Below are 26,454 nucleotides of genomic sequence, written 5' to 3'. Positions count from 1 at the left end.
ACTACAAAAAATCTATGTCGGTGAATCAAGGGCCTGGCTCGGTTCAGCCGGCGTCCTCCAGGTCGCCCTCCACCTCCAGGTACGCCTGCCGGAGCGCGTCCATCACCGCCGGGTCGGGTTTGGCCCACAGGCCCCGGTCGGCGGCCTCGGTCAGCCGCTCCACGATGCCGCGCAGCGCCCACGGGTTCGACCGGCGCAGGAACTCCTGGTTCTCCGGGTCCAGCACGTAGCTCTGGGCCAGTTGCTCGTACATCCAATCGGCGACCACCCCGGCGGTGGCGTCGTAGCCGAAGAGGTAGTCCACCGTGGCGGTCATCTCGAACGCGCCCTTGTAGCCGTGCCGGCGCATCGCGGCGATCCACCGGGGGTTGACCACCCGGGCGCGGAACACCCGCGCGGTCTCCTCGGTCAGCGACCGGGTCCGGGCCGCGTCCGGGTTGGTGCTGTCGCCGATGTACGCCCGGGGCGCCTGCCCGGTCAACGCCCGCACCGTGGCGATCATCCCGCCGTGGTACTGGAAGTAGTCGTCGGAGTCGGCGATGTCGTGCTCGCGGGTGTCGGTGTTCTTCGCCGCCACCGCGATCCGCCGGTACGCCGACTCCATGTCGTCGCGGGCGGGACGCCCGTCCAGGTCACGGCCGTAGGCGAAGCCACCCCAGACGGTGTAGACCTCGGCCAGGTCGGCGTCGTCGCGCCAGTTGCCGCTGTCGATCAGCGGCAACAGCCCGGCGCCGTACGCGCCGGGCTTGGAGCCGAAGATGCGGGTGGTGGCGCGGCGCTCGTCGCCGTGCCGGGCGGCGTCGGCGCGGGCGTGCGCGGCGAGGTAGTTCTCCTCGTCCGGCTCGTCGAGGGCGGCCACGGCGCGGATCGCGTCGTCCAGCAGCAGCACCACGTGCGGGAAGGCGTCCCGGAAGAAGCCACTGATGCGCAGCGTGACGTCGATGCGGGGGCGGCCCAGGTCGGCCAGCGGGACGATCTCGACGCCGGTGACCCGCCGGGACGCGGGATCCCAGACCGGCTGCGCGCCGATGAGCGCGAGCACCTCGGCGATGTCGTCACCGGCGGTACGCATCGCCGACGTGCCCCACGCCGACAGCCCGACCGAGCGGGGCCAGTCGCCGGTGTCGCGGCGGTAGCGCTCCAGCAGCGAGGTCGCCATGGCCTGCCCGGTCTCCCAGGCCAGCCGGCTCGGGATCGCCTTCGGGTCGACGGTGTAGAAGTTGCGGCCGGTCGGCAGCACGTTGACCAGTCCGCGCAGCGGCGAGCCGCTCGGCCCGGCCGGCACGTAACCGCCGTCGAGGGCGTGCAGGACCGCGTCGAGTTCCCCGGTGGTGCCGGCCAGCCGGGGCGCGACCTCGGTCGCGGCGAAGGCGAGCACCCGCCGTACGGCGTCGCCGTGCGGGTGGCCCTCGCCGAGCACCTCGGCGACGGCCCCGTCCACGGCGTCGGCGGCCCAGTCGTGACGTTCCATCTCCTCGGCCAGCCGCCGGGCCACCGCCTCGATCCGGTCCACCTCGGCGGACTGCTCCGCCACGGACTCGTCGAGGCCGAGCGCGGCGCGTAGCCCGGGTACGGCGTCGGCCTGCCCGCCGAAGACCTGACGGGCCCGCAGGATGGCCAGCATCAGGTTGACCCGCGCCTCGCCGGTGGGGGCGTGGCCGAGCACGTGCAGGCCGTCGCGGATCTGGGCGTCCTTGACCTCGCAGAGCCAGCCGTCGACGTGCAGCAGGAAGTCGTCGAACTCGGCGTCGTGGGGCCGCTGCGCCAACCCCAGGTCGTGGTCGAGCCGCGCGGCCTGGATCAGCGTCCAGATCTGCCCCCGGATGGCGGGCAGCTTGGCCGGGTCCATGGTGGCGATGTTGGCGTGCTCGTCGAGCAGTTGTTCCAGCCGCGCGATGTCGCCGTAGCTCTCGGCCCGCGCCATCGGCGGCACCAGGTGGTCCACGATGGTGGCGTGCGCCCGCCGCTTGGCCTGCGCGCCCTCACCCGGGTCGTTGACCAGGAACGGATAGACCAGCGGCAGCTCGCCGAGGACCGCGTCCGGGCCGCAGCTCGCGGAGAGGCCCAGGTTCTTGCCGGGCAGCCACTCCAGCGACCCGTGCTTGCCCAGGTGCACCACGGCGTGCGCGCCGAACTCCTCGTCCAGCCAGCGGTACGCGGCTAGATAGTGGTGGGTCGGTGGTAGGTCCGGATCGTGGTAGATGGCCACCGGGTTCTCGCCGAACCCGCGCGGCGGCTGGATCATCAGCAGCAGGTTGCCGGCGCGCAGGCCGGCGAGGACGATCTCGCCGTCCGGGTCGCCGGAGCGGTCGACGAAAAGCTCGCCGGGCGGGGGACCCCAGTGCCGGGTCATCGCGTCGCGCAGCGCCGCCGGCAGCGCGTCGAACCAGCGGCGGTAGGTGGCGGCCGGCACGCGTACCGGGTTGCCGGCCAGCTTCTCCTCGGTGAGCCACTCCGGGTCCTGGCCACCGGCGGCGATCAGGGCGTGGATGAGCCGGTCGCCGTCGGCGTCCGCGCCGTCGCCGCCGGGCACCAGGCCGGGCAGCGCGCCGGGGCCCTCGACCGGACCGACGTCGTAGCCGCGCTCGCGCAATGCCCGCAGCAGCCGTACCGTGCTGGCCGGGGTGTCCAGGCCGACGGCGTTGCCGACCCGGGCGTGCTTGGTCGGGTACGCCGACAGCACCACCGCGAGCCGCCGCTGCGCCGGCGGCACGTGCCGCAGCCGGGCGTGGCGCACCGCGATGCCGGCGACCCGGCGGGCCCGCTCCGGGTCGGCGACGTAGTGCGGCAACCCGTCGGCGTCGGTCTCCTTGAACGAGAACGGCACGGTGATCAGCCGGCCGTCGAACTCCGGCACGGCCACCTGGGTCGCGGCGTCCAGCGGGCTGAGCCCGTCGTCGCTCTCCACCCAGGTCGCCCGCTCCTGGGTCAACGCCAGCGCCTGGAGGATGGGCACGTCCAGCGCGGCCAACGCGCCGACATCCCAGGATTCGTCGGCTCCCCCGGCGGCGGCCTCCGCCGGCCGGGTCCCCCCGGCGGCGAGGACCGTGACCAGCAGCGCGTCGGCGCGGCCGAGCGTCTCCAGCAGCCCCGGATCCGGGGTACGCAGGCTGGCGCAGAACATCGGCAGCGGCACCCCGCCGGCCTCCTCGACGGCCGCGCAGAGCCCCGCCACGAAGGCGGTGTTGCCGCTGAGCTGGTGCGCCCGGTAGTAGAGGATCCCGATCGTCGGCCGGGAGGCGGTGGCCGCCGGGCGTGGCATCACCCCCCAGCTGGGCTGCTCGACCGGCGGCGCGAAACCGTGGCCGGTCAGCAGCACCGTGTCGCTGAGGAAGGCGTGCAACTCCCGGAGATTCTCCGGGCCACCCTGGGCCAGGTAGGTGTGCGCCTGCGCGGCGATGCCCCGGGTCACCGTGGAACGGGCCATCAGGTCGGCGTCCGGTAGCTGCTCACCGCCGAGGGCGACCACCGGCAGGTCACCGGCGAGCAGCGTGTCGAGGCCGCGTTGCCACATCCGGTAGCCGCCGAGGATGCGTACCACCACGAGATCGACCCCGGCGAGCAGGGCGGCCAACGCCTCGGGTTCCTCGCCGACGCGCGCCGGGTTGGCCAGCCGGTACGCGGCGCCGCTGGCCCGGGCGCTGAGCAGGTCGGTGTCCGAGGTGGACAGCAGCAGGATCATGCGGTCACCGGACCAGGCATGTTGACTCCTCCCCGGGTCCGCGCCCGTGGCCGTCGGTCGCGGTCGACCGGAGTGTCTGGCTCCCGGCCGGACGCTGGCTGCGCCGGCTCGGTGACAGTGGCGGGACCGCCCCGGACTCGCACCGGGTTCCTCCACGCCGACCGCGTGATGCTGATCTCGGCGCGGATCCGCGCCGAGAGCCCGACTCTACGATGAGGGCGTGCCCGCTGTCTCCTCCCCGTCCGGTCGCTCCGGCGACGACCGGTGTCCCGGGGCGCTGCGGGCCCACCAGGCCGCCGACGGCCTGCTGGTGCGCGTCCGGATCCCCGGCGGCCGGCTGGACGTCCCGCAACTGCGCCGGCTGGCTGCCGCCGCCCGGCAGCACGCCGACGGCACCCTGGAGCTGACCTCGCGGGGCAACGTGCAGTTGCGGGGCATCCCCGCCGCCGACGAGGTCAACCGGGTCGCCGCCGTCCTGGTGGCGTCGGGGCTGCTGCCCAGCGCCACCCACGAGACGGTCCGCAACATCGTCGCCTCGCCGCTGAGCGGCCTGGACTCCGGCGGGCACCTCGACGTCCGGCCCCTGGTGACGGCCGTCGACGCCGCGCTCTGCGCCACGGCCGACCTCGCCGAGCTGAGCGGCCGGTTCCTGGTCGCCCTCGACGACGGCCGGGGCGACGTCGCCGCCCTCGGCGCCGACCTCTGCTGGACCGCCGGCACCGGCGCGCTGCTGCTGGCCGGCCGGGACGTCGGGCTCCGGGTCGCCGGCGACGAGGTGGCCGCCGCGATGGTCGCCGCCGCGCGGGCGTTCCTGCACCGGCGCGCCGGCCGGCGGGACGTGTGGCGCATCGCCGACCTGCCGGAGGCCGTCGGGGCCATCGTCGCCGCCCTCGGCGGGCCGCACACCGAACCGGCCGATCCGCGAGGGCCGCACGCAGACCCGGTCAATCCTCCGCGAGGGCCGCATGCCGGCCCGGTTGGTCCGCCGCGAGCCGGGCGGCACGCCGGCCCGGTCGGTCCGCCGCGGGTCGGTCCGCATCCGGCCGGGTTCGTGGTCGCGGCGGCGCCGCTGGGCCGGCTCACCGCCACCCAGGCCGAGGCCGTCGCGGAGCTGGCCGGCGGGCCCGTGGTGGTGACCCCGTGGCGCACGATCGTGGTGGTCGGACTGCCCGCGGTGACCATGCCCGGGCTGGTCGAGACCGGGCTGATCGTCGATCCGGCGTCGCCCTGGATCGGGGTGACCGCCTGCACCGGCCGGCCCGGCTGTGGCAGCGCGCTGGCCGACGTCCGGGCCGACGCCACGGCCGCGCTGGCCGCCGCCGGCCCCTCCGCCGCTGGCGCGCTGCCGCTGCACTGGGCCGGCTGCGACCGCTGCTGCGGCCGGCCCGCCGCGCCGGCCGCCATCGTGGTGGCCACCGCTGCCGGCTACCGGGTCGCCGGCCACCGGGAGGAGCACCACGGCCCGCTGCCGAAGCGGGTGGCACAGGCACGGAGCCGGGCATGAACGAGCGGAGCGGCGGCATGAGTTACGAATATGTCCGCGACGGCGCGGAGATCTACCGTCGCTCGTTCGCCACCATCCGGGCCGAGGCCGACCTGGCCCGGTTTCCCGCCGACGTCTCCCGGGTGGTGGTCCGGATGATCCACGCCTGCGGCATGGTCGACCTGGCCGACGACGTGGACGCCCACCCGGAGGTGGTGGCGGCCGGCCACGCGGCGCTGGCGGCCGGCGCGCCGCTGCTCTGCGACGCGGCGATGGTCGCGGCCGGGATCACCCGCAGCCGGCTGCCCGCCGGCAACGAGGTGCTCTGCACGCTGCGCGACCCGGCGGTGCCGGAGTTGGCCCGGCAACTGGGCACCACCCGCAGCGCCGCCGCCATGCAGCTGTGGCGGGGCCGGCTCGACGGGGCGGTGGTGGCGATCGGCAACGCCCCCACGTCGCTGTTCCGGCTGCTGGAGATGATCGACGAGGGCGCCGGGCGGCCGGCGGCCATCGTCGGGGTGCCCGTCGGGTTCATCGGGGCGGCCGAGTCCAAACAGGCGCTGGCCGCGCATCCGGCGGGCATCCCGTATCTGGTCGTGCACGGGCGTCGGGGCGGCAGCGCCGTCACCGCGGCGGCGGTGAACGGCATCGCGAGCGAGGTGGAGTGACGATGACGCAGCCCGGCACCCTCTACGGCGTCGGCGTCGGACCGGGCGACCCGGAACTGCTGACGGTCAAGGCCGCCCGCCTGATCGCCGAGACCGAGGTGATCGCCTACTACTCGGCCCGGCACGGCCGCAGCATCGCCCGCTCCATCGCGGCCGGGCTGCTGCGCGAAGACCATCTGCACGAGCCGCTGGTGTACCCGGTCACCACCGAGGGCACCGACGACCCGGCCGGCTACGAGGGCGTCATCCGCCAGTTCTACGACGACAGCGCGCAACGGCTGGCCGTGCATCTGGCCGCCGGCCGCGACGTGGTGGTGCTCTGCGCCGGCGACCCGATGTTCTACGGCTCCTACATGTACCTGCACGAACGCCTCGCGCACCGGTTCCCCGCCCAGGTGGTGCCCGGTGTCACCTCGGTCAGCGCCGCCTCCGCCGTCCTCGGCCGGCCGCTGGTCGAACGCGACGAGGTGCTGACCATCCTTCCCGGGACGCTGCCGGCCGAGGAACTCGCCCGGCGGCTCGCCGACACCGACGCCGCCGCCGTGCTCAAGCTGGGCCGGACCTTCGACACCGTGCGCGCCGCCCTGCTCGACGCCGGCCGGCTACCCGAGACGTGGTACGTGGAGCGGGCCACCTCGCCGCAGGGACGGCAGACTCCGCTGGCCGAGGTGCCGGCCGAGGATGTGCCGTACTTCTCCCTGGCCCTGCTGCCGAGCCCGACCAGCGCCGCGGCCCGGGGCGCGTCGCCGCGGCCGGACCCGGTGCCGGTGGGGGAGGTCGTGGTGGTGGGGCTCGGCCCGGCCGGACCACGATGGCTCACCCCGGAGGTGGCCCGTGCCCTGCGCGAGGCCGAGCACCTGGTGGGCTACGGCCCCTACGTCGACCGGGTGCCGGTGCGCCCCGGCCAGCAGCGGCACACCTCCGGCAACCAGGTGGAGACCGAACGGGCCGCCCACGCCCTGGAACTCGCGCTCGCCGGGGCCCGCGTGGCGGTCGTCTCCTCCGGCGATCCCGGAGTCTTCGCGATGGCCAGCGCCGTCTACGAGGTGGCCACCGCCGAGTCCCGCTTCGCGGGTGTGCCGGTGCGGGTCCTGCCCGGCCTCACCGCGGCGCAGGCCGCGGCGAGCCGGATCGGCGCTCCGCTCGGGCACGACTTCGCGGTGCTGTCCCTGTCCGACCGGCTCAAACCGTGGCCGGTGATCGAGGCCCGGCTCGCCGCAGCCGCCGCGGCCGACCTGGTCCTGGCCCTGTACAACCCGGCGTCGGCCAGCCGTCGCTGGCAGGTCGGCGTCGCCCGCGACGTGCTGCTGCGCCACCGCGACCCCAAGACGCCCGTGGTGGTCGCCCGGGACGTGGGCCGGGCCGGCGAGACCGTCACCGTCGCCACGCTGGCCGATCTCGACCCGGCCACGGTGGACATGCGCTGCCTGCTCATCGTCGGCTCGTCGACGACCCGGGTCAGCAGCAGAGGCGACGGGTCGGTGGCGGTCTGGACCCCGCGTACCTATCCCGGCTGAGCCGGGAGCGCGGAGAGCCAGCGCAACGCCTCCTCGACGGTGGTGACCGTCGTCGAGGAGGCGACCGGGGCCGGCCGGTCGATCATCAGCACCGGAAGCCCGAGCCGCCGCGCGGCGTCGAGTTTGGCCTCGGTCAGCGGGCCACCGCTGTTCTTGGTCACCAGCACGTCGATCCGATGGGTCCGCATCAGGTCCAGCTCGCCCCGCAGGGTGTAGGGGCCGCGACTGCGCAGCAGCCGGACGTGGGCGGGAATCGGCTCGGGCGGCTCGTCGACGACCCGCGCGAGGATCCACAGCCCGCTCAGCGGCAGGAACGCCGAAAGGCTCTGCCGGCCGGTGGTCAGCAGCACCCGCCGCCCGAGCGCCGGCAGCGTCCGGGTCGCGGCCGGCACGTCGGGTACCCGGTGCCAGCGGTCGCCCGGCTGCGCCGTCCAACCCGGCCGCTCCAGACGCAGATGGGCGAGGCCGGCGGTGTCGGCGGCAGCGACGGCGGCGACCCGCATCCGGGCCGCGTACGGGTGGGTGGCGTCCACCACCACGTCGATGTGCTGCGCGCTGAGCCACCGGGCCAGGCCGTCGACGCCGCCGAACCCACCGACGCGTACCTCGCCCACCGGCAGGCGGGGATCGGCGACCCGCCCGGCCAGCGAGGAGACCACCGCGACCGCCGGCTGGTCGGCGAGCCGGGCGGCGAGGGCACGCGCCTCGGCGGTACCACCGAGGATGAGCACCCGCCGCCGGCCGGCCAGGGACTTCGACACCTAGGACCGGTCGGCGGCGACCGGGGTCCGCTGCGCCGGGACGGCACGGGCCTTCGTGCCGGGATCGACGAGAGCGCCGAAGAGCAGCCCCAGCACGGTCCAGGTGACGAGTTGGGTGCCGAGCGAGGCGAGCCGGAACTCCCAGAGCACCAGGGCGGGGAAGCCGTCCGGGACCTCGCTGATCGTCGGCAGGGCGAGCTGGATGACGGCGACGAGCACCGCGTAGCCGCCGACGGCGGCGATGGTGGCGTTCCAGACACCGAGCCGGGGGCGGAGCCAACGCCCGAGGTGGAGGGCGAGGAGAGCGCCGGCCACCCCGATGACGATCATGAGGAAGTAGAGCCCGGTCCGCTGGCCGAGGGTGTCCGGGTCACCGGTTGCCGGCGGGTTGGCCGGATATTTGAGGAACGGCACGAGCGCGACGGCCACGAAGCCGCCGAGCGCGACGAGCGCGGCGGTCGCCCGGGGGGTGAAGCGGCCGATCCGGCCGTACGCGACCGCGAAGGCGAGGGCGAACAGGCCGCCGAGCGCGACACCGTACACCAGGCTGGCGGTGGCCAGGCCGACCGTGCTCTGCATCGCGCGGCTGACCAGTTCGGGCTCGTCGCCCTCGCCGTGGCTGTGGGCGGCGGCCTGGGTGGACTCGAAGTCGATGGCCTGCCCGACCGGGCCCTCACCGAAGAGGATGGCGAAGACGAAGGCGGCGGCACCGGCGGCGAGACCGACGAGCATGCCCCGGACGAGAAGCGTGCGTGCGGACATCATGGTTGCTGTCGCCCCGTTCAGTGGCACGGGAAGCCGAGCAGGTGGCGGCCGTCGTGCACGAACTCGTGCACGGTCTCGCCGGAGAAGACGGCGAGCACGCCCTGTTCGACGCCGACGAAGTACAGCAGCACGGCCGCGAGGACCGTGCCGAAGATGGCCCAGGGCGCGATCTGGCGCAACGGGATGGCGGCCGGCAACGGTACGGCGGCGGGGGTGGGTAGTGACACGTCAGCCATGACAGCGACCTCCTCGGGATCACGCGTCCCATAGCGGGTTCGGCGACGGGGGAGGGTCTGACTCGCGGACATGTGATCGGAACCCCATGACCGGTTACAGTGGCGCGACCGTGCCGGATTCTCACCGGCTTCCTCCTACCGTCGCTGTGCCCCGGACGCTACGGCTGCTGGCCAGGAGTGTCAACGCGACGATCACCATCCGCAGACTGCGCGGCAGGAACCGGCCGGCACCGACGGGCGGAGGCCGATGGCATGAGGACGCGACTGGTGCTGGTCAGCCACGCGCCCACCGCGGCCACCCGGGCCGTCGCCTTCCCCCGGGACGAGCCGCTCGACGCGCACGGGCTGGCCGACGCCACCGCGCTGGCACACCTGCTGCCCCGGGCCGACGAGGTCCGCTGCGGACCGGCGTTGCGGTGTGTGCAGACCGCCGCCGCGCTCGGGCTCGCCCCGACGGTCGACCAGGGGTTGCGCGACGCCGATCTCGGCCGCTGGGCCGGTCGTACGCTGGACGACCTGGTGGCCGAGCGGCCGGCCGAGGTCGCGCGTTGGCTGACCGACGGCGGGGCGGCCCCGCACGGCGGCGAGTCGCTGCACGACCTGCTCGACCGGAGCGGCCGGTGGTTGCGCGAGGTGCCCGGCAGCGTCCGCGCGCTCGTCGCGGTCACCCATCCGATGGTGATCCGCGCCCTGGTCGTGAACGCGCTCGGCGCCGGACCGGCGTCGTTCTGGCGGATCGACATCGCTCCGCTCACCGGGACCGTGCTGCGCGGCGACTCCGGGCGCTGGACGCTGCGCACCACGGCGGCCCCGCTGGACCACCTGGGACGTCGGGGCCACAGTGGGCTTCGCCACGTTTCCCGCTCACCTGACGCTAGTTCGGAGTGACCCTGAGCTGCGACACGCCCGACACATTATCTGGTGTTGCGAACTCTGTGCCGTGCCCATATATGGTGTTGGTCGTAGCTGGTTCGGCCGCCAAGCCACGGCGGCCGAGGCAAGAGGGAACCCGGTGCGAATCCGGGGCTGCCCCGCAGCGGTGAGTGGGAACGACCGCCGTCAACGAGCACTGGGCCGGCAAGGTCCGGGAAGCGACGGCCAGTAGGCACGAGCAGGACGCCCACGAGTCCGAAGACCTGCCAGCGCGCCGCACGCGTCGCGTGCGGCGGTCGAAGGCCGCGCGGGACGGCCGACGCCATCAGCTGGTCAGTTGCGGCAGCTCGGCTGCCGGGTGGCCGGCGGCGTCCTCCCGCGCTCCCCTCGACCTTGGGGGACAGGCGTGAGGAGGGGGAACATGACGGTGATCCAGGAGCAGGCGGTGCCGGAGCAGCGCCGGCACGTCATGCAGGTCCGCAAGCGCAACGGTGACACCGAGCCGGTGGACGTCAACAAGATCGTCAAGGCGGTGGAGCGCTGGGTCGCCGACCTGGACGAGATCGACCCGCTGCGGGTGGCGACGAAGACGATCAGCGGCCTGTACGACGGGGCCACCACCGCCGAGATGGACAAGCTGTCGATCCAGACCGCGGCCGAGCTGATCGGCGAGGAGCCGCAGTACTCGAAGCTGGCGGCGCGGCTGCTGACCGCGTTCGTGGACAAGGAGGTCCGCGGGCAGCAGGTGGCGAGCTTCAGCCAGTCCATCCGGTACGCGCACGGACTGGGCCTGATCGGCGACGACACCGCGGCGTTCGTGGCCCGCAACGCCCGCAAGCTGGACGACGCCATCGACCCGGAGGGTGACCTGCGGTTCGAGTACTTCGGGCTGCGGACGGTCGCGGACCGGTACCTGCTGCGCCACCCGGAGACCCGCCTGGTGGTGGAGACGCCGCAGTACTGGCTGCTGCGGGTCGCGTGTGGCCTGTCCCAGACGCCCGGCGAGGCGATCGGCTTCTACCGGCTGATGTCCAGCCTGGCGTACCTGCCCAGCTCGCCGACGCTGTTCAACTCCGGCACCCGGCACACCCAGATGTCGTCGTGCTTCCTGGTCGACTCGCCGCGCGACGAACTCGACTCGATCTACGAGCGCTACCACCAGGTGGCGAAGCTGTCGAAGTTCTCCGGCGGGATCGGCATCTCCTGGTCCCGGGTGCGGGGCCGGGGCGCGCTGATCCGGGGCACCAACGGCAGGTCGAACGGGATCGTGCCGTTCCTCAAGACGCTCGACGCCGGGGTGGCGGCGGTCAACCAGGGCGGCCGTCGCAAGGGCGCGGCCTGCGTCTACCTGGAACCGTGGCACCCGGACATCGAGGAGTTCCTGGAGCTGCGGGACAACACCGGCGAGGACTCCCGGCGTACGCACAACCTGAACCTGGCCAACTGGATTCCGGACGAGTTCATGCGGCGGGTCGAGGCGGACGGCGACTGGTCGCTGATCGACCCCTCGGACGCGCCCGAGCTGCCCGACCTGTTCGGCGAGGCGTTCGACGAGGCGTACCGGGCGGCCGAGAAGAAGGCCGTCAAGACGGTCAAGGCCCGCGACCTGTACGGGCGGATGATGCGCACGCTCGCCCAGACCGGCAACGGGTGGATGACGTTCAAGGACGCCTCCAACCGGCTCTCCAACCAGACCGGCGCGCCGGGCAACACCATCCACCTGTCGAACCTGTGCACCGAGATCCTGGAGGTCAACAACGACACCGAGACCGCGGTCTGCAACCTCGGGTCGATCAACCTCGGGGCGCACGTCAGCGCCGACGGCGTCGACTGGGAGCGGCTGCGCGCGACCGTACGCACCGCCGTGGTCTTCCTCGACCGGGTGATCGACATCAACTACTACCCGGCCGAGCAGACGGCGGTGTCGAACCCGCGCTGGCGGCCGGTCGGGCTCGGACTGATGGGGTTGCAGGACGCCCTGTTCACCCTGCGCCTGCCCTTCGACTCGGCGCCGGCCCGGGAACTCTCCACCCGGGTGCAGGAGGAGATCTTCCTGACCGCGCTGGAGACCTCGGCCGGGCTGGCCGAGCGGTTCGGCCCGCATCCCGGGTACGCCGAAACCCGCGCCGCAAAGGGTGAGCTGCACCCCGACCTCTGGGGCGCGGAGGTGACGCAGGCGCAGCGGTGGGCCGCGCTGCGCGAGACGATCGCCACCCACGGCCTGCGGAACTCGCTGCTGGTCGCGATCGCGCCGACCGCCACGATCGCCTCGATCGCCGGCTGCTACGAGTGCATCGAGCCGCAGGTGTCCAACCTGTTCAAGCGGGAGACGATGTCGGGGGAGTTCCTTCAGATCAACACCTATCTGGTCCGTGAGCTGAAGGCGCGAGGGCTCTGGACGGCGCCGATCCGCGAGCAGATCAAGCGTGCCGAGGGGTCGGTGCAGGCGATCGCCGAACTGCCCGCGGACGTGCGGGAGCTGTTCCGCACCGCCTGGGAGCTGCCGCAGCGGTCGCTGATCGACCTGGCGGCGGCCCGCGCCCCGTTCATCGACCAGTCGCAGTCGCTGAACCTGTTCATGAGCGCGCCGACCATCGGCAAGCTCTCCTCGATGTACCTGTACGCCTGGAAGTCCGGGCTGAAGACCACCTACTACCTGCGCTCGCGTCCCGCGACCCGCATCCAGCAGGCCACCGTCGCGGTCACCCCGGCCGTCAGGCCGATCGTCGCGGTCAGCGCCGACGAGGCGCTGGCCTGCTCCCTGGAGAACCCCGAAAGCTGCGAGGCATGCCAGTGACCACCGTTTCCGAATCCAGCACCAGCACCGGCGTCAGCACGGGGGAGCGGCGGATGCTGCTCGACCCCGGGATGGACCTGACCCTGCGGCCGATGCGCTACCCGCAGTTCTTCGACCGGTTCAAGGACGCGATCAAGAACACCTGGACCGTCGAGGAGGTCGACCTGCACTCCGACCTCGCCGACCTGGCCAAGCTCTCCCCGGCCGAGCAGCATCTGGTGTCCCGGCTGGTCGCGTTCTTCGCCACCGGTGACACCATCGTCGCCAACAACCTCGTGCTCAACCTCTACCAGCACATCAACTCCCCGGAGGGCCGGCTCTATCTTTCCCGGCAACTCTTCGAGGAGGCGGTGCACGTCCAGTTCTACCTGAACCTGCTGGACACCTACGTGCCGGACGAGCGGGAACGGTTCGAGGCGTTCGCGGCGGTGGAGAACATCCCGTCGATCGCCCGCAAGGCCGAGTTCTGCTTCAAGTGGATCGACTCGGTCTTCGAGCTGCGGGAGTTGACGACGCGGGAGGAGCGGCGGGCGTTCCTGCTCAACCTGATCTGCTTCGCCGCCTGCATCGAAGGTCTGTTCTTCTACGGCGCCTTCGCGTACGTGTACTTCCTGCGTTCCCGGGGCGTGCTGCACGGCCTCGCCTCGGGCACCAACTGGGTGTTCCGTGACGAGTCCATGCACATGGCCTTCGCCTTCGACGTGGTGGACACCGTGCGCGCCGAGGAGCCGGACCTCTTCGACGCCGAGATGGAGCAGCAGGTCAGGGACATGCTGGCCGAGGCGGTGGAGTGCGAGGTCCAGTTCGCCGCCGACCTGCTCGAACAGGGTGTCTCCGGGATGTCGCTGACCGACATGCGGGAGTACCTCCAGCACGTGGCCGACCGGCGGCTGGCCATGCTCGGCATCGCGCCGGTGTACGGCTCGAAGAACCCGTTCGCGTTCATGGAGTTGCAGGACGTGCAGGAGCTGTCGAACTTCTTCGAACGGCGGGTGTCGGCCTACCAGGTCGGGGTGACCGGCTCGGTCAGCTTCGACGACGACTTCTGACCGGCTGCTGTCCCGGACGGCCCGGCCGTCCGGGACAGCAGCGATCCCGCTTCGCGGACACCCGGCCCGGAAACCCACACCGGGGCCGTACGATGGCCGGTGGTGCTGGTTCGTCCCGTCCGTGAGGGCGGGGCGTCGTAAGAGGGAACCCCGGTGCGAGACCGGGACTGCCCCGCAGCGGTGAGTGGGAACGACCGCCGTCAACAGAGCACTGGACCGCGAGGTCTGGGAAGCGACGGCCAGTAGGCGACCAGGTGTCACGCCCACGAGTCCGAAGACCTGCCAGTGCTGCGCACACCGCCGGTGTGCGCCGCCGGCGGCCTCTCGGGAGGGCCAGGGCGGAAGCCGGTACCCCGTGGTGTACCCGCCTTCCCTCCCGTGCCGCCGGGCGCTTCGAGGGAAGGACCCCCTGGTGAACACCGCATTTGGTCAGAGCACCGTGCTCGGTTACCCGCGCATCGGCGCCAGTCGTGAGCTGAAGAAGGCCGTCGAGGCGTACTGGGCCGGCACCGTCGACGCCGACGGTCTGGAGCGCACCGCCGCCGGGCTCCGGGCCGAGGTCTGGCGGACGCTGCGCGACGCCCGCCTCGACGCGATCCCGTCGAACACCTTCTCCTACTACGACCATGTGCTCGACACCGCCGTCGCGGTCGGCGCGATCCCCACCCGGTTCGCCCGGCTGGGCCTGCCCGCGCTGGACACCTACTTCGCGATGGCGCGCGGTGTCGACGCCGAACCGGCGCTGGAACTGACGAAGTGGTTCGACACCAACTACCACTACCTGGTGCCGGAGATCGCCGCCGACACCGTCTTCGCCGCGAACCCCGCGAAGGCGCTGGGCGAGTACGCCGAGGCCCGCGACCTGGGCATCGCCACCCGGCCGGTGCTGGTCGGGCCGGCCACCTTCCTGCTGCTGGCCAAGGGCGACGACCCGTTCGCCCGCCTCGACGACCTGGTCGGGACGTACGCCCAGATTCTCACCGCGCTGGCCGAGGCGGGAGTGGCCTGGGTGCAGCTGGACGAGCCCGCCTACGTGGCCGACCGCAGCCCGGCCGAGATCGACGCGCTGCGCCGCGCCTACACCCGGCTCGGTGAGCTGGCGCACCGGCCGCAGATCTTCGTCGCCACCTATTTCGGTGAACTCGGTGACGCGCTGCCGGCCCTGCTGGACACCCCGGTCGAGGCCATCGGCCTGGACCTGGTCGCCGGATCGGGCAACCTCAACCGGCTCGCCGCCGCCGGCCCGCTGGGGAGCAAGGTCATCGTCGCCGGCCTGGTCGACGGCCGCAACATCTGGCGCACCGACCTGCGGGCCGCCGTGGCGGCCGGCGCGACGGTCGCCGGGCTCGCCGACCAGGTCGCCGTCGCCACCTCCTGTTCGCTGCTGCACGTCCCGGTCGACCTGACCGCCGAGACCCGCCTCGACCCCGAGTTGTCCGAGCGGCTCGCGTTCGCCCGGCAGAAGGTCGACGAGGTCGTCCTGCTCGGCCGCGCGCTGCGCGACGGCACCACCGTGCTGCCCGCACCACTGCCGGCCACCCCGGCGGCCTGGCGTCACGACGACGTCCGTGGACGCCTCGCCGCGCTGCGCCCCACCGACCGGCAACGCGGCGACTACCCCACCCGGGCCGCCCGCCAGCAGGACCGGCTGGGACTGCCGGAGCTGCCGACCACCACTATCGGGTCGTTCCCGCAGACCACCGAGCTGCGCCGGGCCCGCGCCGCACACCGCGCGGGCAGCCTCGACGAGGCCGGCTACACGTCGAGGATGCGGGCCGAGGTGGAGCACGTCATCCGGCTCCAGGAGGAGCTGGGCCTGGATGTGCTGGTGCACGGCGAGCCGGAACGCAACGACATGGTGCAGTACTTCGGGGAGCAGCTCGACGGCTTCGCCGCCACCGAACACGGCTGGGTGCAGTCCTACGGCTCCCGCTGCGTACGCCCGCCGATCATCTACGGCGACGTGGCGCGCAGGGCGCCGATGACGGTCGACTGGTCCACCTACGCGCAGTCGCTGACCAGCAAGCCGGTCAAGGGCATGCTCACCGGCCCGGTCACCATCCTGGCCTGGTCGTTCGTCCGCGCCGACCAGCCGCTGGCGGACACCGCCGACCAGGTCGCGCTCGCCCTGCGCGACGAGTGCCACGACCTGGAGTCCGCCGGGATCCGGGTCATTCAGGTCGACGAGCCGGCGCTGCGGGAGACGCTGCCGCTGCGTCGGGCCGACCAGGAGGCGTACCTGGACTGGGCCGTCGGCGCGTTCCGGCTGGCCACCAGCGGCGTCGCCGACGACACCCAGATCCACACCCACCTGTGCTACTCCGAGTTCGGCGAGGTGATCACCGCCATCGACGCCCTCGACGCCGACGTCACCAGCATCGAAGCGTCCCGCTCCAAGATGGAGGTCCTCGACGACCTCGCCGCGATCGGCTACGGCCGGGGTGTCGGCCCCGGGGTGTGGGACATCCACTCGCCCCGGGTCCCGCCGCGTGACGAGGTGGTCGAGGCGCTGCGCCGGGCCGTCGCGGCCGTGCCGGCCCGGCGGCTCTGGGTGAACCCGGACTGCGGCCTGAAGACCCGCGGCTACTCCGAGGTCGAGGCGTCCCTGCGGCACCTGGTGGCAGCCGCCGCCGAGGTACGCGGAAGCTGACATCGCCACGCCGGGCGGTCCCGTCGCAGGGGACCGCCCGGCGTGGCGGCGTTCTATCTGCCCTGTTGCCGGCGCACGATCTCGTTGATCCAGGTGGGCGCGAAGGGGGACGTGCAGCCCGGGGAAGTCGGGTAGTCCTTCAACACCTCCAGGCGCTCACCGATGTCGATCGCGCGGTCGCGGTGCCCGGTGTGCTCGATCCCGATCTGAGCCAGGCAGTGGTTCATCGCCCACTGGAGGCGATCCGGGGCGTCCTTCATCTGCGCCTCGATGATGTCCAGCAGCCCCGCCAGGTCGAGGCCCTCGGGCCTCCTGGCGACACGTTCGGTGGTCAGCGCCCAGCCGGCGCTCGCGACCACCGGATCCGGATCGGCGAACCAGGCCCGGCGCAGCTCCTCGGCGTGCGGGCTCTTCTTCACCACGTAGTTCACGAGCCAGTCGTGCACCTTGGGGGTGCGTGCCTCGCGCAGCATGACGTCCAGCTCCTGACGCTCGAACGCCTTCGGGCGGCAGATCAGGATCGCCAGCAGTCTCGCCGCGGCGTCATCCGTCCGCCAGAGCTGCCCCGCCAGCTCCTGCTGCGTCTTGAGCCGCTTCGCGAGCGCGCGCAGCATGCCGAGGTTCACCCCGTGGTCGTCGCCGTGCCTCCGGTTCACCTCGCGCGTCCTCGGGTCCTCCAGTGCGGCCAGTTCGGCCATCACCTCGGCCACCGTCGTCTCCGCCACCTCAAACCTCCTGGCCGTCACGCGATGGGTTCAGCCTACGAGAAGACGCGGCGTGTCAGCTGACCAGCAACCGCAGGCGACTGCTGGTCGGGACGGGGATCGGGTCCGGTGGACGTCAGCGGTTGTAGACGGTCACCTCGATCGCGTAGAGGTCCGCGCGGTAGAGGTTGTCGGCGAACTCGACCGCGTGCCCCGCGGCGTCGAACGCGGTCCGCTGCATGCTGATGAGCGGCGCGTTGCGCTTGGTGCCGAGCAGCTTCGCCTCCGGGGCGCCGGCCGGGACGGCGGTGATGCGCTGCTTCGCCACCGCGGGGCGGCCGTTGCGCTGGCCCAGCAACTGATACAACCCGGTGGTCTCCAGCTCGCCGGCGGTGATGTCGTCGAACCGGGCGGGCAGCCAGTTGCGCAGGATGGCGAGCGGACGGCCGTCGGCCAGCCGCAGGCGTTCGCAGTGCACGACGGGCTCGTCGCCGGGCAGGCCGAGCGAGCGGGCGGCGTGCCGGTCGACGCAGGCGGTATCGAAGGCCAGCACCTGCGTCTGTGGGTGGCGGCCGGCGGTGGTGAGGTCGTCGTGCAGGCTGGTGAGCGCGACGCGGCGGCGGACCTGGGCGTTGGCGACCCTGGTGCCGACGCCCTGCTTGCGGGTCAGCAGGCCCTTCTCGACCAGCTCGTCGAGGGCCCGGCGCATGGTCGGCCGTGAGATGGCGAGCAGCTCCGCGAACTCGATCTCGTTCGGCAGTCGTTCGCCCGGGGTGAGATCGCCGTCGTCGACCGCCTCTTCGAGGCGGCGGCTGATCTGGAAGTACAACGGCACCGGGCTTGACCTGTCGATCTCGATGCGCGGCACGGGCACGGTGCACCTCCCCGGCGATGTGTGCTGACAATCGCCGCAGTTTGTCACCGGCTTGAACTTAATGTCAAGACAAACTGTTGACTTCGCGCCCGGCGGCGCTCACGCTTTCTGGCACCGCCGGGACACACGGGGGCAACATGCCGGCAACGTTCCGACGGCGCGGTGGCGAGCACCGGCGAGGGAGGTCGAGGCAGGCAGTGGACGCATTTGACGTGATCACGATGGGCCGGGTGGGGGTGGACATCTACCCGCTCCAGGTCGGGGTCGGCCTTGCGGACGTGACCACGTTCGGCAAGTTCCTCGGCGGCAGCGCGACCAATGTGGCCGTCGCCGCCGCCCGGCACGGACGCCGTACGGCGGTGATCACGCGCACCGGCGACGACCCGTTCGGCCGGTTCGTCCACCGTGCCCTCGGCGAGCTGGGGGTGGACGACCGCTTCGTCACCGCCGTCGCCGGGCTGCCGACGCCGGTGACCTTCTGCGAGATCTTCCCGCCCGACGACTTCCCGCTGTACTTCTACCGCCAGCCCACCGCGCCCGATCTGGCCATCGCGCCGGAGGAGCTCGACCCCGCGGCGATCAGCGCCGCCGCGGTCTTCTGGGCCACCGTCACCGGCCTGTCGCAGGAACCCAGCCGGGCGGCGCACCACGCCGCCTGGGCGGCCCGCGGCCGGGTCCCGCTGACCGTCCTGGACCTGGACTACCGGCCGATGTTCTGGCCGTCCGAGAACGCCGCGCGCACCGAGGTCCGGCGGGCGCTGCGGGCCGTCACCGTCGCGGTCGGCAACCTGGACGAGTGCGCGGTGGCCACCGGTGAACGCGACCCGCACCGGGCCGCCGAGGCCCTCCTCGACGCGGGCGTCGAGCTGGCCGTCGTCAAGCGGGGCCCCAAGGGCGTGCTCGGCCGCAGCCGCACCGAAACCGTGGAGGTGACCCCGGCGAAGATCGACGTGCTCAACGGGCTCGGCGCCGGCGACGGGTTCGGTGGCGCCCTCTGCCACGGGCTGCTCGCCGGTTGGCCGCTCGACCGCATCCTGCGCTTCGCCAACGCGGCCGGAGCCATCGTCGCCTCGCGGCTGGAGTGCTCCACCGCGATGCCGACCACCGCCGAGGTGGAGAGGTTTCTCGAGGTGAGTCATGCCTGAGCTGAATCTGGACCGGATCCGTGACCTGCGTGCGGGTCGCCCCGAGGCGATCGCCGAGGCCGCCGCCGCGCGCCGACGCCGGCCGCTGCTCGGTCCCGACGGGCGCCTGATGCTCGTCGCCGCCGACCATCCCGCACGGGGCGCGCTGGGCGTGCGGGCGGTGACCGATGCGATGGGCGACCGTGGTGACCTGCTCCGCCGGCTGGTCGTCGCGCTCGACCGGCCGGGCGTCGACGGGGTGCTCGGCACGCCGGACATCCTCGAAGACCTGCTCCTGCTCGGCGCGCTGGACGACAAGATCGTCATCGGATCGATGAACCGGGGCGGCCTACAGGGTGCCGCGTTCGAACTGGACGACCGCTTCACCGCGTACGACGCGGCCACCATCGCGGCGATGGGCTTCGACGGCGGCAAGATGCTGACCCGCATCGACCCCGCCGACCCGGGGACCGTGGCGACACTGGAGGCCAGCGGGCGGGCGGTGAGCGAGTTGGCCGCGCACAAGGTGATGGCGATGGTCGAGCCGTTCCTGGCGGGCCGGGTCGACGGCCGGGTCGTCAACGATCTGAGCGCGGCCGCGGTGGTGCGGTCGGTCGCGATCGCCGGCGGGCTCGGCGTCACCAGCGCGTACACCTGGCTGAAACTCCCGGTCGTGGAGGACATGGCGACCGTGATGGCGGCGACCACCCTGCCGTCGCTGCTGCTCGGCGGCGACCCGGCGGGCCACCCCGACGAGACGTACGCGAGATGGCGCGCCGCGCTCGCCCTGCCGGGCGTGCGTGGCCTGGTCGTCGGCCGGGCCCTGCTCTACCCGCAGGACGGCGACGTGGCCGGCGCGGTCGACGCCGCCGTGTCGCTGGTCCGGGCCGAGAGCCGCGCGGAGGCCGCATGAACACGTGCCATCGGCCGGCCGGCCCCGCCGGCGACCGGCTGCTCGTGGACATCTCACCGGAATCGGCCGGCTGGGGCTTCTCCGGACTGCGGGTCGTCCGGCTGGCCGCCGGCGAGCGCTGGCAGTGCGACACCGGCCCGGACGAGCTGGTGGTCCTGCCGCTGTCCGGCTCGTGCACCGTCACCGCCGACGACGAACGGGCCGACCTCGCCGGCCGGCCGGACGTCTTCGCCGGCCCGAGCGACGTCGCCTACGTGCCGCGGGACACCGCGCTGACCATCGCCAGCGGGCCGGGGGGCCGCTTCGCCCTCGCCTCGGCTCGGGCCGGACGCCGCCTGCCGTTCCGCCACGTGCCGGCGACGGAGATCCCGGTCGAACTGCGCGGCGCGGGCGCCGCCTCGCGCCAGGTGCACAACTTCGCGACACCCGGCGTGCTCGACGCGGACCGGCTGATCGCCTGCGAGGTGCTGACCCCGTCGGGCAACTGGTCGTCGTACCCGCCGCACAAGCACGACCAGGAACGGCCCGGCGAGTCGGTCCTGGAAGAGATCTACTACTTCGAGGTACGCGATGACGGCATGGCCTACCAGCGGGTGTACGGCACACCGGAGCGCCCGATCGAGGTGCTCGCCGAGGTGCGCACCGGCGACGTCGTGCTGATCCCGCACGGCTGGCACGGACCCTCGATGGCCGTGCCCGGCTACGACCTCTACTACCTCAACGTGATGGCCGGCCCGGGTGACCGCGCCTGGCTGATCTGCGACGACCCGGCGCACGCGTGGATCCGCGGCACCTGGGCCGACCAGCCCGTCGACCCACGACTCCCGATGGGAGGGGCATCATGAGACTGACCGTCGGACAGGCGATCGTGCGGTTCCTCGCCGCCCAGCGCAGCGAGCGCGACGGCGTCGAGCACAAGCTCGTCGAGGGCTGCTTCGGCATCTTCGGCCACGGCAACGTCGCCGGCATCGGGCAGGCGCTGCTCGAAGCCGAGCTGGCCACGCCGGGCGCGCTGCCCTATCACCAGGCCCGCAACGAACAGGGCATGGTGCACGCCGCCGCCGGCTTCGCCCGCATGCGCAACCGGCTGTCGGCGCTGGCCTGCACGTCGTCGATCGGCCCCGGAGCGACCAACATGGTCACCGGCGCCGCGCTCGCCACCGTCAACCGCCTGCCGGTGCTGCTGCTGCCCGGCGACGTCTTCGCCACCCGGGTCGCCAGCCCCGTGCTCCAGGAGCTGGAGGACCCGCGCGGCTACGACATCAGCGTCAACGACGCGTTCCGCCCGGTGTCGCGGTTCTTCGACCGGATCTGGCGTCCCGAGCAGTTGCCGGCCGCGCTGCTCGGCGCGATGCGTGTGCTGACCGACCCGGCCGAGACCGGCGCGGTGACGCTCGCGCTGCCGCAGGATGTCCAGGCCCAGGCGTTCGACTGGCCGGACGAACTCTTCGCGACCCGGGTCTGGCACGTCGCCCGCCCGGCGCCCGAACCGGCCGCGATCGCCCGCGCCGCGCAGGTGCTGCGCGCGGCGCGGCGACCGCTGATCGTCGCGGGTGGCGGCGTGATCTACGCCGAGGCGACCGAGGCGTTGCGGCGCTTCGCCGAGGCGACCGGCATCCCGGTCGCGGAGACGCAGGCGGGCAAGGGCTCGCTGCGCTACGACCACCCGCTGAGCGTCGGTGCCCTCGGCGCCACCGGCAGCACCGCGGCGAACGCGTTGGCCCGGGAGGCGGACGTCGTCCTCGGCGTCGGCACCCGCTGGAGCGACTTCACCACCGCGTCGCGTACCGCGTTCGCCGCCCCCGGCGTGCGGTTCGTGAACGTCAACGTCGCCGCCTTCGACGCGGCCAAGCATGCCGGCGTCGCGGTCGTCGCCGACGCCCGCTCGGCGCTCGACGCGCTCACCGCGGCGCTGCGCGGCTGGGGCGCCGGGGCCGGCTACCGCGAGCGGGCCGGGAAACTGGCGCGGCGCTGGGACGACACGGTCGAGCGCGCCTACCACGCCGGCAACGGCCCGCTGCCGGCGCAGTCGGAGGTGCTGGGCGCGGTCAACGAGGTCTCCGCGCCGCGCGACGTGGTGGTCTGCGCGGCCGGCTCGATGCCAGGCGATCTGCACAAGCTGTGGCGGACCCGCGACCCCAAGGGCTACCACGTGGAGTACGGCTTCTCGTGCATGGGGTACGAGATCGCCGGTGGGCTCGGGGTCAAGCTCGCCGCACCGGACCGCGAGGTGTTCGTGCTCGTCGGCGACGGCTCCTACCTGATGATGGCGCAGGAGCTGGTGACCGCGGTGCAGGAGCGGATCAAGCTGGTCGTGGTGCTGGTGCAGAACCACGGGTTCGCCTCGATCGGCCGGCTCTCGGAGTCGCTCGGTTCGCAGCGCTTCGGCACGGCGTACCGCTACCGCGGCGAGTCCGGTCGGCTCGACGGCGACGTCCTGCCGGTCGACCTCGCCGCGAACGCCGAGAGCCTCGGGGCCCGGGTGCTGCGCGCCCGTACCGTCGACGAGCTGCGCGCGGCGCTGGTCGAGGCCCGAGCGTCGGAGCACACCACCGTCGTGCACGTGGACGTCGACCCGCTCGCCGGCGCGCCGGAGAGCGAGGCGTGGTGGGACGTGCCGGTCGCCGAGACCGCTGCCCTGGAGAGCACCCGCGAGGCCCGAGCCGAGTACGCGCGGGCCAAGCAGGCCCAGCGCGGCTACCTGTGAAGAAGGCAGAGATGAAGACCATCCCGCATTGGATCGGCGGCGCCGCGACCCCCGGCTCCGCCACCCGGACCGCCGCGGTGTGGGACCCGGCGACCGGCCGGCAACAGGCCCGGGTGCTGCTCGCCGACGCCGCCGACGTGCAACGCGCGGTGTCCGTGGCGGCGACCGCGTTCGAGGAGTGGAGCGAGGCGTCGCTGTCGAAGCGAACCTCGGTGCTGTTCGCGTTCCGCGAACTCGTCAACGCCCGCATGGACGACCTGGCCGCGATCGTCTCCGACGAACACGGCAAGGTGCTCTCCGACGCTCGCGGCGAGGTCCAGCGGGGGCTGGAGGTCATCGAGTTCGCCTGCGGCATCCCGCAGCTGCTCAAGGGCGACTACTCCGACCAGGTGTCGACCGGTGTGGACTCGTACAGCTTCCGCCAGCCCCTCGGCGTGGTCGCCGGCATCACCCCGTTCAACTTCCCGGTGATGGTGCCGTGCTGGATGCACCCGGTGGCGATCGCCTGCGGAAACACCTTCGTGCTCAAACCCTCCGAGCGTGACCCGTCCGCGTCGATGCTCGTCGCCGAGCTGTGGGCGGAGGCCGGGCTGCCCGGCGGCGTGTTCAACGTCGTGCACGGCGACCGGACGGCCGTCGACGCGCTGCTCGACGCCGAGCAGGTGGCCGCCGTGTCGTTCGTGGGCTCCACCCCGATCGCGCGGTACATCCACGGCCGCGCCTCGGCGGCCGGCAAGCGGGTCCAGGCCCTCGGCGGCGCCAAGAACCACGCGGTCGTCCTGCCCGACGCCGACCTGGAGTTCGCCGCCAACCACCTGACCGCCGCCGCGTTCGGCTCGGCCGGCCAGCGCTGCATGGCGATCTCCGCGGCCGTCGCCGTCGGCACGGCGGGAGACGCCCTGATCGAGATCCTCCGGGACCGGGCCGCCACCGTCCGGGTCGGGCCGGGCCGCGACGGGGCGAGCGAGATGGGTCCGCTGGTCACCCGGGAGGCCCGGGAGCGCGTCGTCGGCTACATCGACTCGGGCGCGGCGCAGGGCGCGACGCTCGTGGTCGACGGGCGGGACCTGGTGGTGCCCGGCCACGAGGACGGATTCTTCGTGGGGCCCACCGTCCTGGACCACGTCACCGCCGAGATGGACGCCTACCGCGCGGAGATCTTCGGCCCCGTCCTCGTCGTCACCCGGGTGGACACCCTCGACGAGGCGATCGCACTGATCAACACCAATCCCTACGGCAACGGCACGGCGGTCTTCACCTCCAGCGGGGAATCGGCGCGCCGGTTCCAGCGCGAGGTCACCGTCGGGATGATCGGGGTCAACGTCCCGATCCCGGTGCCGATGGCATACCACTCCTTCGGCGGATGGAAGGACTCGCTCTTCGGCGAATCCCACATCCACGGGCCCGAAGGCGTCCGCTTCTACACGCGGGCCAAGGTCGTCACCTCACGGTGGCCGCAGGTTGCGCGCCCGGTGGCGGCCAGCTACCACTTCCCGACCGCCAGTTGATGGCGGCACATCCGCAAGTCAGGGAGAGAACAACGTGATCAGCAGACGACGGGCATGGGTGGTTGCCGCCCTTCTCGCCCCCGCCCTCGCCCTCGGCGCGTGCAGCAACGACAACGCCGTGAACCGGCAGACCGACACCAGCAGCGCGGGCGCTCCCGGTGGCGCCGGCAAGTACGGGCACAAGATCGCCGTGGTCACGCACGGCGCGACCGGCGACGCGTTCTGGAGCATCGTGAAGGCCGGCGTGGAGAAGGCCGGCGGAGACCTGGGCGACGACGTCACCTACGACAGCGACGGCGACCCGGCGAAGCAGGCGCAGCTCATCGACGCCGCGGTGAACCAGAAGGTGGACGGGCTGGTCGTGTCGATGGCCAACCCGGGCGCGCTGAAGGCCTCGATCCAGAAGGCCGTGGCGGCGGGCATCCCGGTCATCACCATCAACTCCGGCGCCGCCGACTCCAAGGCGTTCGGCGCGTTGAGCCACATCGGCCAGGACGAGTCGGTCGCCGGTGCCGCGGTCGGCGCGCAGCTCAAGACCGCCGGCGCGAAGAACGTCATCTGCGTCATCCACGAGGCCGGCAACGTCGGGCTAGAACAGCGCTGCGCGGCGGTCAAGGAAGCGCTGGGCGGCACGACGACGAACCTCCAGATCGACAACAACAACCTGCCGGCCGCACAGGCCACGATCAAGGCCAAGTTGCAGACCGACACGTCGATCGACGGCGTGGTCACCCTCGGTGGGCAGGTGGCGGTGGTCGCCGCGAACGCGATCGGTGAGGCCGGCTCGTCGGCGAAGCTGGCGACGTTCGACCTCAACGCGGACGTGGCGAAGGCGGTGCAGAGCGGCACGATTCTCTTCGCCGTCGACCAGCAACCGTTCCTGCAGGGCTATCTCGCCGTGCAGATGCTCACGCTGTACAAGTCGAATCTCAACGTCCTCGGCGGCGGCCAGACGGTGCTGACCGGCCCGACGCTCGTCACCAAGGACAACGCGGCCCAGATCGAGAAGCTCGCGGCGGCGGGCACCCGCTGACCGATGCCGGGAGGGACTGCCAGCCCTCCCCGCACCGTCCACCTCGCTTGGAGGCACCCCCCAATGGCCGGAACAATCGCCGAGGTCGCCGCGGCGGACGAGCGGGTGGCCCGGGTCGGCCTGTTGCGCCGGCTGCTCGTCAAGCCCGAGCTCGGTTCGCTGGTCGGCGCGCTGATCATCTTCGTCTTCTTCTCATCGCTCTCCGACGTCTTCCGCTCGCTGCCAGGTGTCGCGAACTGGCTGGACCCCGCGTCCACGCTCGGCATCATGGCCGTCGCGGTCGCGCTGCTCATGATCGGCGGGCACTTCGACCTGTCGGCGGGCGTGCAGATCGGTACCGCCGGCATCACGACCGGGCTGCTCACCACCTACTACGGCCTCAACACGTGGATGGCGCTGCTGGCATCGCTGGCCCTGGTGCTCGCGATCGGTCTCGCCAACGGCTATCTCGTGGTGCGCACGGGACTGCCCAGCTTCATCGTCACGCTCGGCACGTTCCTCATGTTGCAGGGGCTCAACCTCGGTGTCACGAAGATCGTGACCAACACGGTGCAGGTGAACAACTTCGACCAGGTGGCCGGGTACCCGATCCTCCACGCGATCATGGCCAGCACGATCAACGTCGGTGGCACCGAGTTCCAGATCGCCATCGTGTGGTGGATCGTCGCCACGATCGCCGGATCGTACCTGTTGCTCCGTACCCGGTTCGGCAACTGGATCTTCGCCGTCGGCGGTGAGAAGAACGCGAGCACCAACGTGGGCGTGCCGGTCATGCGCACCACGGTGACCCTGTTCATGATCACGTCGCTGGCCGCGTGGTTCGTGGGCAACACGCAGATCGTCCGGCTCACCTCGATCCAGGCCCAGGCCGGCTTCGGTCAGGAGCTCATCTTCATCGTCGCCGCGGTGATCGGCGGGTGCCTGCTCACCGGCGGGTACGGCTCCGCGGTCGGCGCGTCGCTCGGCGCACTGATCTTCGGCATGACCTCACAGGGCATCGTCTACGCCGGTTGGGACGCCGACTGGTTCAAGTTCTTCCTCGGCGCGATGCTGCTGCTCGCCGTACTCGCCAATCAGTTCGTCGGGCGCTTCGCCCAATCGAGGAGGTAG

Annotated in this window: 20 protein-coding genes and 4 riboswitches; of the genes, 14 read left to right on the top strand and 6 right to left on the bottom strand. The window is 72.6% G+C overall.

Annotated elements, in window-relative coordinates; translation table 11 throughout:
• Positions 1-43 precede the first annotated feature (43 nt).
• Positions 44-3,682, bottom strand: coding sequence for a cobaltochelatase subunit CobN (gene cobN / locus ACQPYA_RS18520; RefSeq protein ID WP_433528345.1), 3,639 nt, complete (start codon positions 3,680-3,682; stop codon positions 44-46).
• A 70-nt stretch (positions 3,683-3,752) separates the two neighbouring features.
• Positions 3,753-3,835: riboswitch (cobalamin riboswitch) on the bottom strand.
• Positions 3,836-3,902: 67 nt separating this feature from the next.
• On the opposite strand from cobN, the gene ACQPYA_RS18515 reads away from it, so the two are divergent.
• Genes ACQPYA_RS18515 through ACQPYA_RS18505 form a run of 3 tightly spaced genes read left to right on the top strand, consistent with a single transcriptional unit; the run spans position 3,903 to position 7,350 of the window.
• Positions 3,903-5,186 (top strand): precorrin-3B synthase, encoded by a 1,284-nt coding sequence (locus tag ACQPYA_RS18515; protein WP_433528344.1) that lies wholly within the window; start codon positions 3,903-3,905, stop codon positions 5,184-5,186.
• 17 nt (positions 5,187-5,203) lie between these two features.
• Complete coding sequence (locus ACQPYA_RS18510) at positions 5,204-5,833, top strand: precorrin-8X methylmutase (protein WP_433528343.1); 630 nt, start codon at positions 5,204-5,206, stop codon at positions 5,831-5,833.
• Between the two features lie 2 nt (positions 5,834-5,835).
• Complete coding sequence (locus tag ACQPYA_RS18505; protein ID WP_433528342.1) at positions 5,836-7,350, top strand: precorrin-2 C(20)-methyltransferase; 1,515 nt, start codon at positions 5,836-5,838, stop codon at positions 7,348-7,350.
• Here the strand turns inward: ACQPYA_RS18505 and ACQPYA_RS18500 are convergent.
• Genes ACQPYA_RS18500 through ACQPYA_RS18490 form a run of 3 tightly spaced genes read right to left on the bottom strand, consistent with a single transcriptional unit; the run spans position 7,338 to position 9,112 of the window.
• The gene (locus ACQPYA_RS18500; protein ID WP_433528341.1) at positions 7,338-8,111 is read right to left on the bottom strand and encodes a cobalt-precorrin-6A reductase; all 774 of its coding nucleotides are present in this window, start codon (positions 8,109-8,111) and stop codon (positions 7,338-7,340) included. The two genes, ACQPYA_RS18505 and ACQPYA_RS18500, sit on opposite strands and share 13 nt — an antisense overlap.
• A complete protein-coding gene (locus tag ACQPYA_RS18495; protein ID WP_433528340.1) occupies positions 8,112-8,876 on the bottom strand; it encodes a CbtA family protein in 765 nt (254 codons plus the stop codon).
• A 17-nt stretch (positions 8,877-8,893) separates the two neighbouring features.
• Positions 8,894-9,112, bottom strand: coding sequence for a CbtB domain-containing protein (locus ACQPYA_RS18490; RefSeq protein ID WP_433528339.1), 219 nt, complete (start codon positions 9,110-9,112; stop codon positions 8,894-8,896).
• A gap of 31 nt (positions 9,113-9,143) precedes the next feature.
• Positions 9,144-9,283: riboswitch (cobalamin riboswitch) on the bottom strand.
• Positions 9,284-9,364: 81 nt separating this feature from the next.
• On the opposite strand from ACQPYA_RS18490, the gene ACQPYA_RS18485 reads away from it, so the two are divergent.
• The 4 genes from ACQPYA_RS18485 to metE all read left to right on the top strand — a co-directional run bounded on the left by ACQPYA_RS18485 (position 9,365) and on the right by metE (position 16,481).
• The gene (locus tag ACQPYA_RS18485) at positions 9,365-10,000 is read left to right on the top strand and encodes a histidine phosphatase family protein (RefSeq protein WP_433528338.1); all 636 of its coding nucleotides are present in this window, start codon (positions 9,365-9,367) and stop codon (positions 9,998-10,000) included.
• Between the two features lie 62 nt (positions 10,001-10,062).
• Positions 10,063-10,270, top strand: a riboswitch (cobalamin riboswitch).
• A gap of 136 nt (positions 10,271-10,406) precedes the next feature.
• Positions 10,407-12,782: a ribonucleoside-diphosphate reductase subunit alpha gene (locus tag ACQPYA_RS18480; protein WP_433528337.1), complete on the top strand. Its 2,376-nt coding sequence runs from the start codon at positions 10,407-10,409 to the stop codon at positions 12,780-12,782.
• Positions 12,773-13,831: a ribonucleotide-diphosphate reductase subunit beta gene (locus tag ACQPYA_RS18475; RefSeq protein WP_433528336.1), complete on the top strand. Its 1,059-nt coding sequence runs from the start codon at positions 12,773-12,775 to the stop codon at positions 13,829-13,831. Before ACQPYA_RS18480 ends, ACQPYA_RS18475 begins: the two co-directional genes overlap by 10 nt.
• A gap of 89 nt (positions 13,832-13,920) precedes the next feature.
• Positions 13,921-14,132, top strand: a riboswitch (cobalamin riboswitch).
• A gap of 111 nt (positions 14,133-14,243) precedes the next feature.
• On the top strand, positions 14,244-16,481 hold the full coding sequence (metE, locus tag ACQPYA_RS18470) for a 5-methyltetrahydropteroyltriglutamate--homocysteine S-methyltransferase (RefSeq protein ID WP_433528335.1): 2,238 nt from the start codon (positions 14,244-14,246) through the stop codon (positions 16,479-16,481).
• Positions 16,482-16,534: 53 nt separating this feature from the next.
• On the opposite strand, the gene ACQPYA_RS18465 is transcribed toward metE, so the two are convergent.
• Both ACQPYA_RS18465 and ACQPYA_RS18460 read right to left on the bottom strand, forming a co-directional pair.
• Positions 16,535-17,206, bottom strand: coding sequence for a DNA alkylation repair protein (locus tag ACQPYA_RS18465; RefSeq protein WP_433528334.1), 672 nt, complete (start codon positions 17,204-17,206; stop codon positions 16,535-16,537).
• Positions 17,207-17,321: 115 nt separating this feature from the next.
• Positions 17,322-18,059: a GntR family transcriptional regulator gene (locus ACQPYA_RS18460; RefSeq protein ID WP_433528333.1), complete on the bottom strand. Its 738-nt coding sequence runs from the start codon at positions 18,057-18,059 to the stop codon at positions 17,322-17,324.
• A gap of 197 nt (positions 18,060-18,256) precedes the next feature.
• Here ACQPYA_RS18460 and iolC point away from each other — a divergent pair, with 197 nt between their 5' ends.
• From iolC to ACQPYA_RS18425, 7 genes are all read left to right on the top strand, one after another.
• The gene (iolC, locus tag ACQPYA_RS18455; protein ID WP_433528332.1) at positions 18,257-19,204 is read left to right on the top strand and encodes a 5-dehydro-2-deoxygluconokinase; all 948 of its coding nucleotides are present in this window, start codon (positions 18,257-18,259) and stop codon (positions 19,202-19,204) included.
• A complete protein-coding gene (locus ACQPYA_RS18450) occupies positions 19,197-20,096 on the top strand; it encodes a Cgl0159 family (beta/alpha)8-fold protein (protein ID WP_433528331.1) in 900 nt (299 codons plus the stop codon). The genes iolC and ACQPYA_RS18450 overlap by 8 nt, the downstream gene beginning before the upstream one ends.
• A complete protein-coding gene (gene iolB / locus ACQPYA_RS18445) occupies positions 20,093-20,941 on the top strand; it encodes a 5-deoxy-glucuronate isomerase (RefSeq protein WP_433528330.1) in 849 nt (282 codons plus the stop codon). The genes ACQPYA_RS18450 and iolB overlap by 4 nt, the downstream gene beginning before the upstream one ends.
• Positions 20,938-22,803 (top strand): 3D-(3,5/4)-trihydroxycyclohexane-1,2-dione acylhydrolase (decyclizing), encoded by a 1,866-nt coding sequence (gene iolD / locus ACQPYA_RS18440; RefSeq protein ID WP_433528329.1) that lies wholly within the window; start codon positions 20,938-20,940, stop codon positions 22,801-22,803. Before iolB ends, iolD begins: the two co-directional genes overlap by 4 nt.
• Before the next feature lie 11 nt (positions 22,804-22,814).
• Entirely contained in the window at positions 22,815-24,311 is a 1,497-nt protein-coding gene (locus tag ACQPYA_RS18435) for a CoA-acylating methylmalonate-semialdehyde dehydrogenase (RefSeq protein WP_433528328.1), read from the top strand.
• Positions 24,312-24,345: 34 nt separating this feature from the next.
• Positions 24,346-25,344 (top strand): sugar ABC transporter substrate-binding protein, encoded by a 999-nt coding sequence (locus tag ACQPYA_RS18430; protein WP_433528327.1) that lies wholly within the window; start codon positions 24,346-24,348, stop codon positions 25,342-25,344.
• A gap of 63 nt (positions 25,345-25,407) precedes the next feature.
• The gene (locus tag ACQPYA_RS18425; RefSeq protein ID WP_433528326.1) at positions 25,408-26,454 is read left to right on the top strand and encodes an ABC transporter permease; all 1,047 of its coding nucleotides are present in this window, start codon (positions 25,408-25,410) and stop codon (positions 26,452-26,454) included.

Source organism: Micromonospora sp. CA-263727 (assembly GCF_050942455.1).
Lineage (GTDB): Bacteria > Actinomycetota > Actinomycetes > Mycobacteriales > Micromonosporaceae > Micromonospora.
This window is presented reverse-complemented; position numbering and strand designations above follow the sequence as displayed.

What these genes read in the sequence shown, in the direction of transcription:
- cobN (WP_433528345.1), bottom strand. Translation starts at nt 3,682, where the DNA reads ATGATCCTGCTGCTGTCCACCTCGGACACCGACCTGCTCAGCGCCCGG.
- ACQPYA_RS18510 (WP_433528343.1), top strand. Translation starts at nt 5,204, where the DNA reads ATGAGTTACGAATATGTCCGCGACGGCGCGGAGATCTACCGTCGCTCG.
- ACQPYA_RS18505 (WP_433528342.1), top strand. Translation starts at nt 5,836, where the DNA reads ATGACGCAGCCCGGCACCCTCTACGGCGTCGGCGTCGGACCGGGCGAC.
- ACQPYA_RS18495 (WP_433528340.1), bottom strand. Translation starts at nt 8,876, where the DNA reads ATGATGTCCGCACGCACGCTTCTCGTCCGGGGCATGCTCGTCGGTCTC.
- ACQPYA_RS18490 (WP_433528339.1), bottom strand. Translation starts at nt 9,112, where the DNA reads ATGGCTGACGTGTCACTACCCACCCCCGCCGCCGTACCGTTGCCGGCC.
- ACQPYA_RS18485 (WP_433528338.1), top strand. Translation starts at nt 9,365, where the DNA reads ATGAGGACGCGACTGGTGCTGGTCAGCCACGCGCCCACCGCGGCCACC.
- ACQPYA_RS18480 (WP_433528337.1), top strand. Translation starts at nt 10,407, where the DNA reads ATGACGGTGATCCAGGAGCAGGCGGTGCCGGAGCAGCGCCGGCACGTC.
- ACQPYA_RS18475 (WP_433528336.1), top strand. Translation starts at nt 12,773, where the DNA reads ATGCCAGTGACCACCGTTTCCGAATCCAGCACCAGCACCGGCGTCAGC.
- ACQPYA_RS18450 (WP_433528331.1), top strand. Translation starts at nt 19,197, where the DNA reads ATGCCTGAGCTGAATCTGGACCGGATCCGTGACCTGCGTGCGGGTCGC.
- iolB (WP_433528330.1), top strand. Translation starts at nt 20,093, where the DNA reads ATGAACACGTGCCATCGGCCGGCCGGCCCCGCCGGCGACCGGCTGCTC.
- iolD (WP_433528329.1), top strand. Translation starts at nt 20,938, where the DNA reads ATGAGACTGACCGTCGGACAGGCGATCGTGCGGTTCCTCGCCGCCCAG.
- ACQPYA_RS18435 (WP_433528328.1), top strand. Translation starts at nt 22,815, where the DNA reads ATGAAGACCATCCCGCATTGGATCGGCGGCGCCGCGACCCCCGGCTCC.
- ACQPYA_RS18425 (WP_433528326.1), top strand. Translation starts at nt 25,408, where the DNA reads ATGGCCGGAACAATCGCCGAGGTCGCCGCGGCGGACGAGCGGGTGGCC.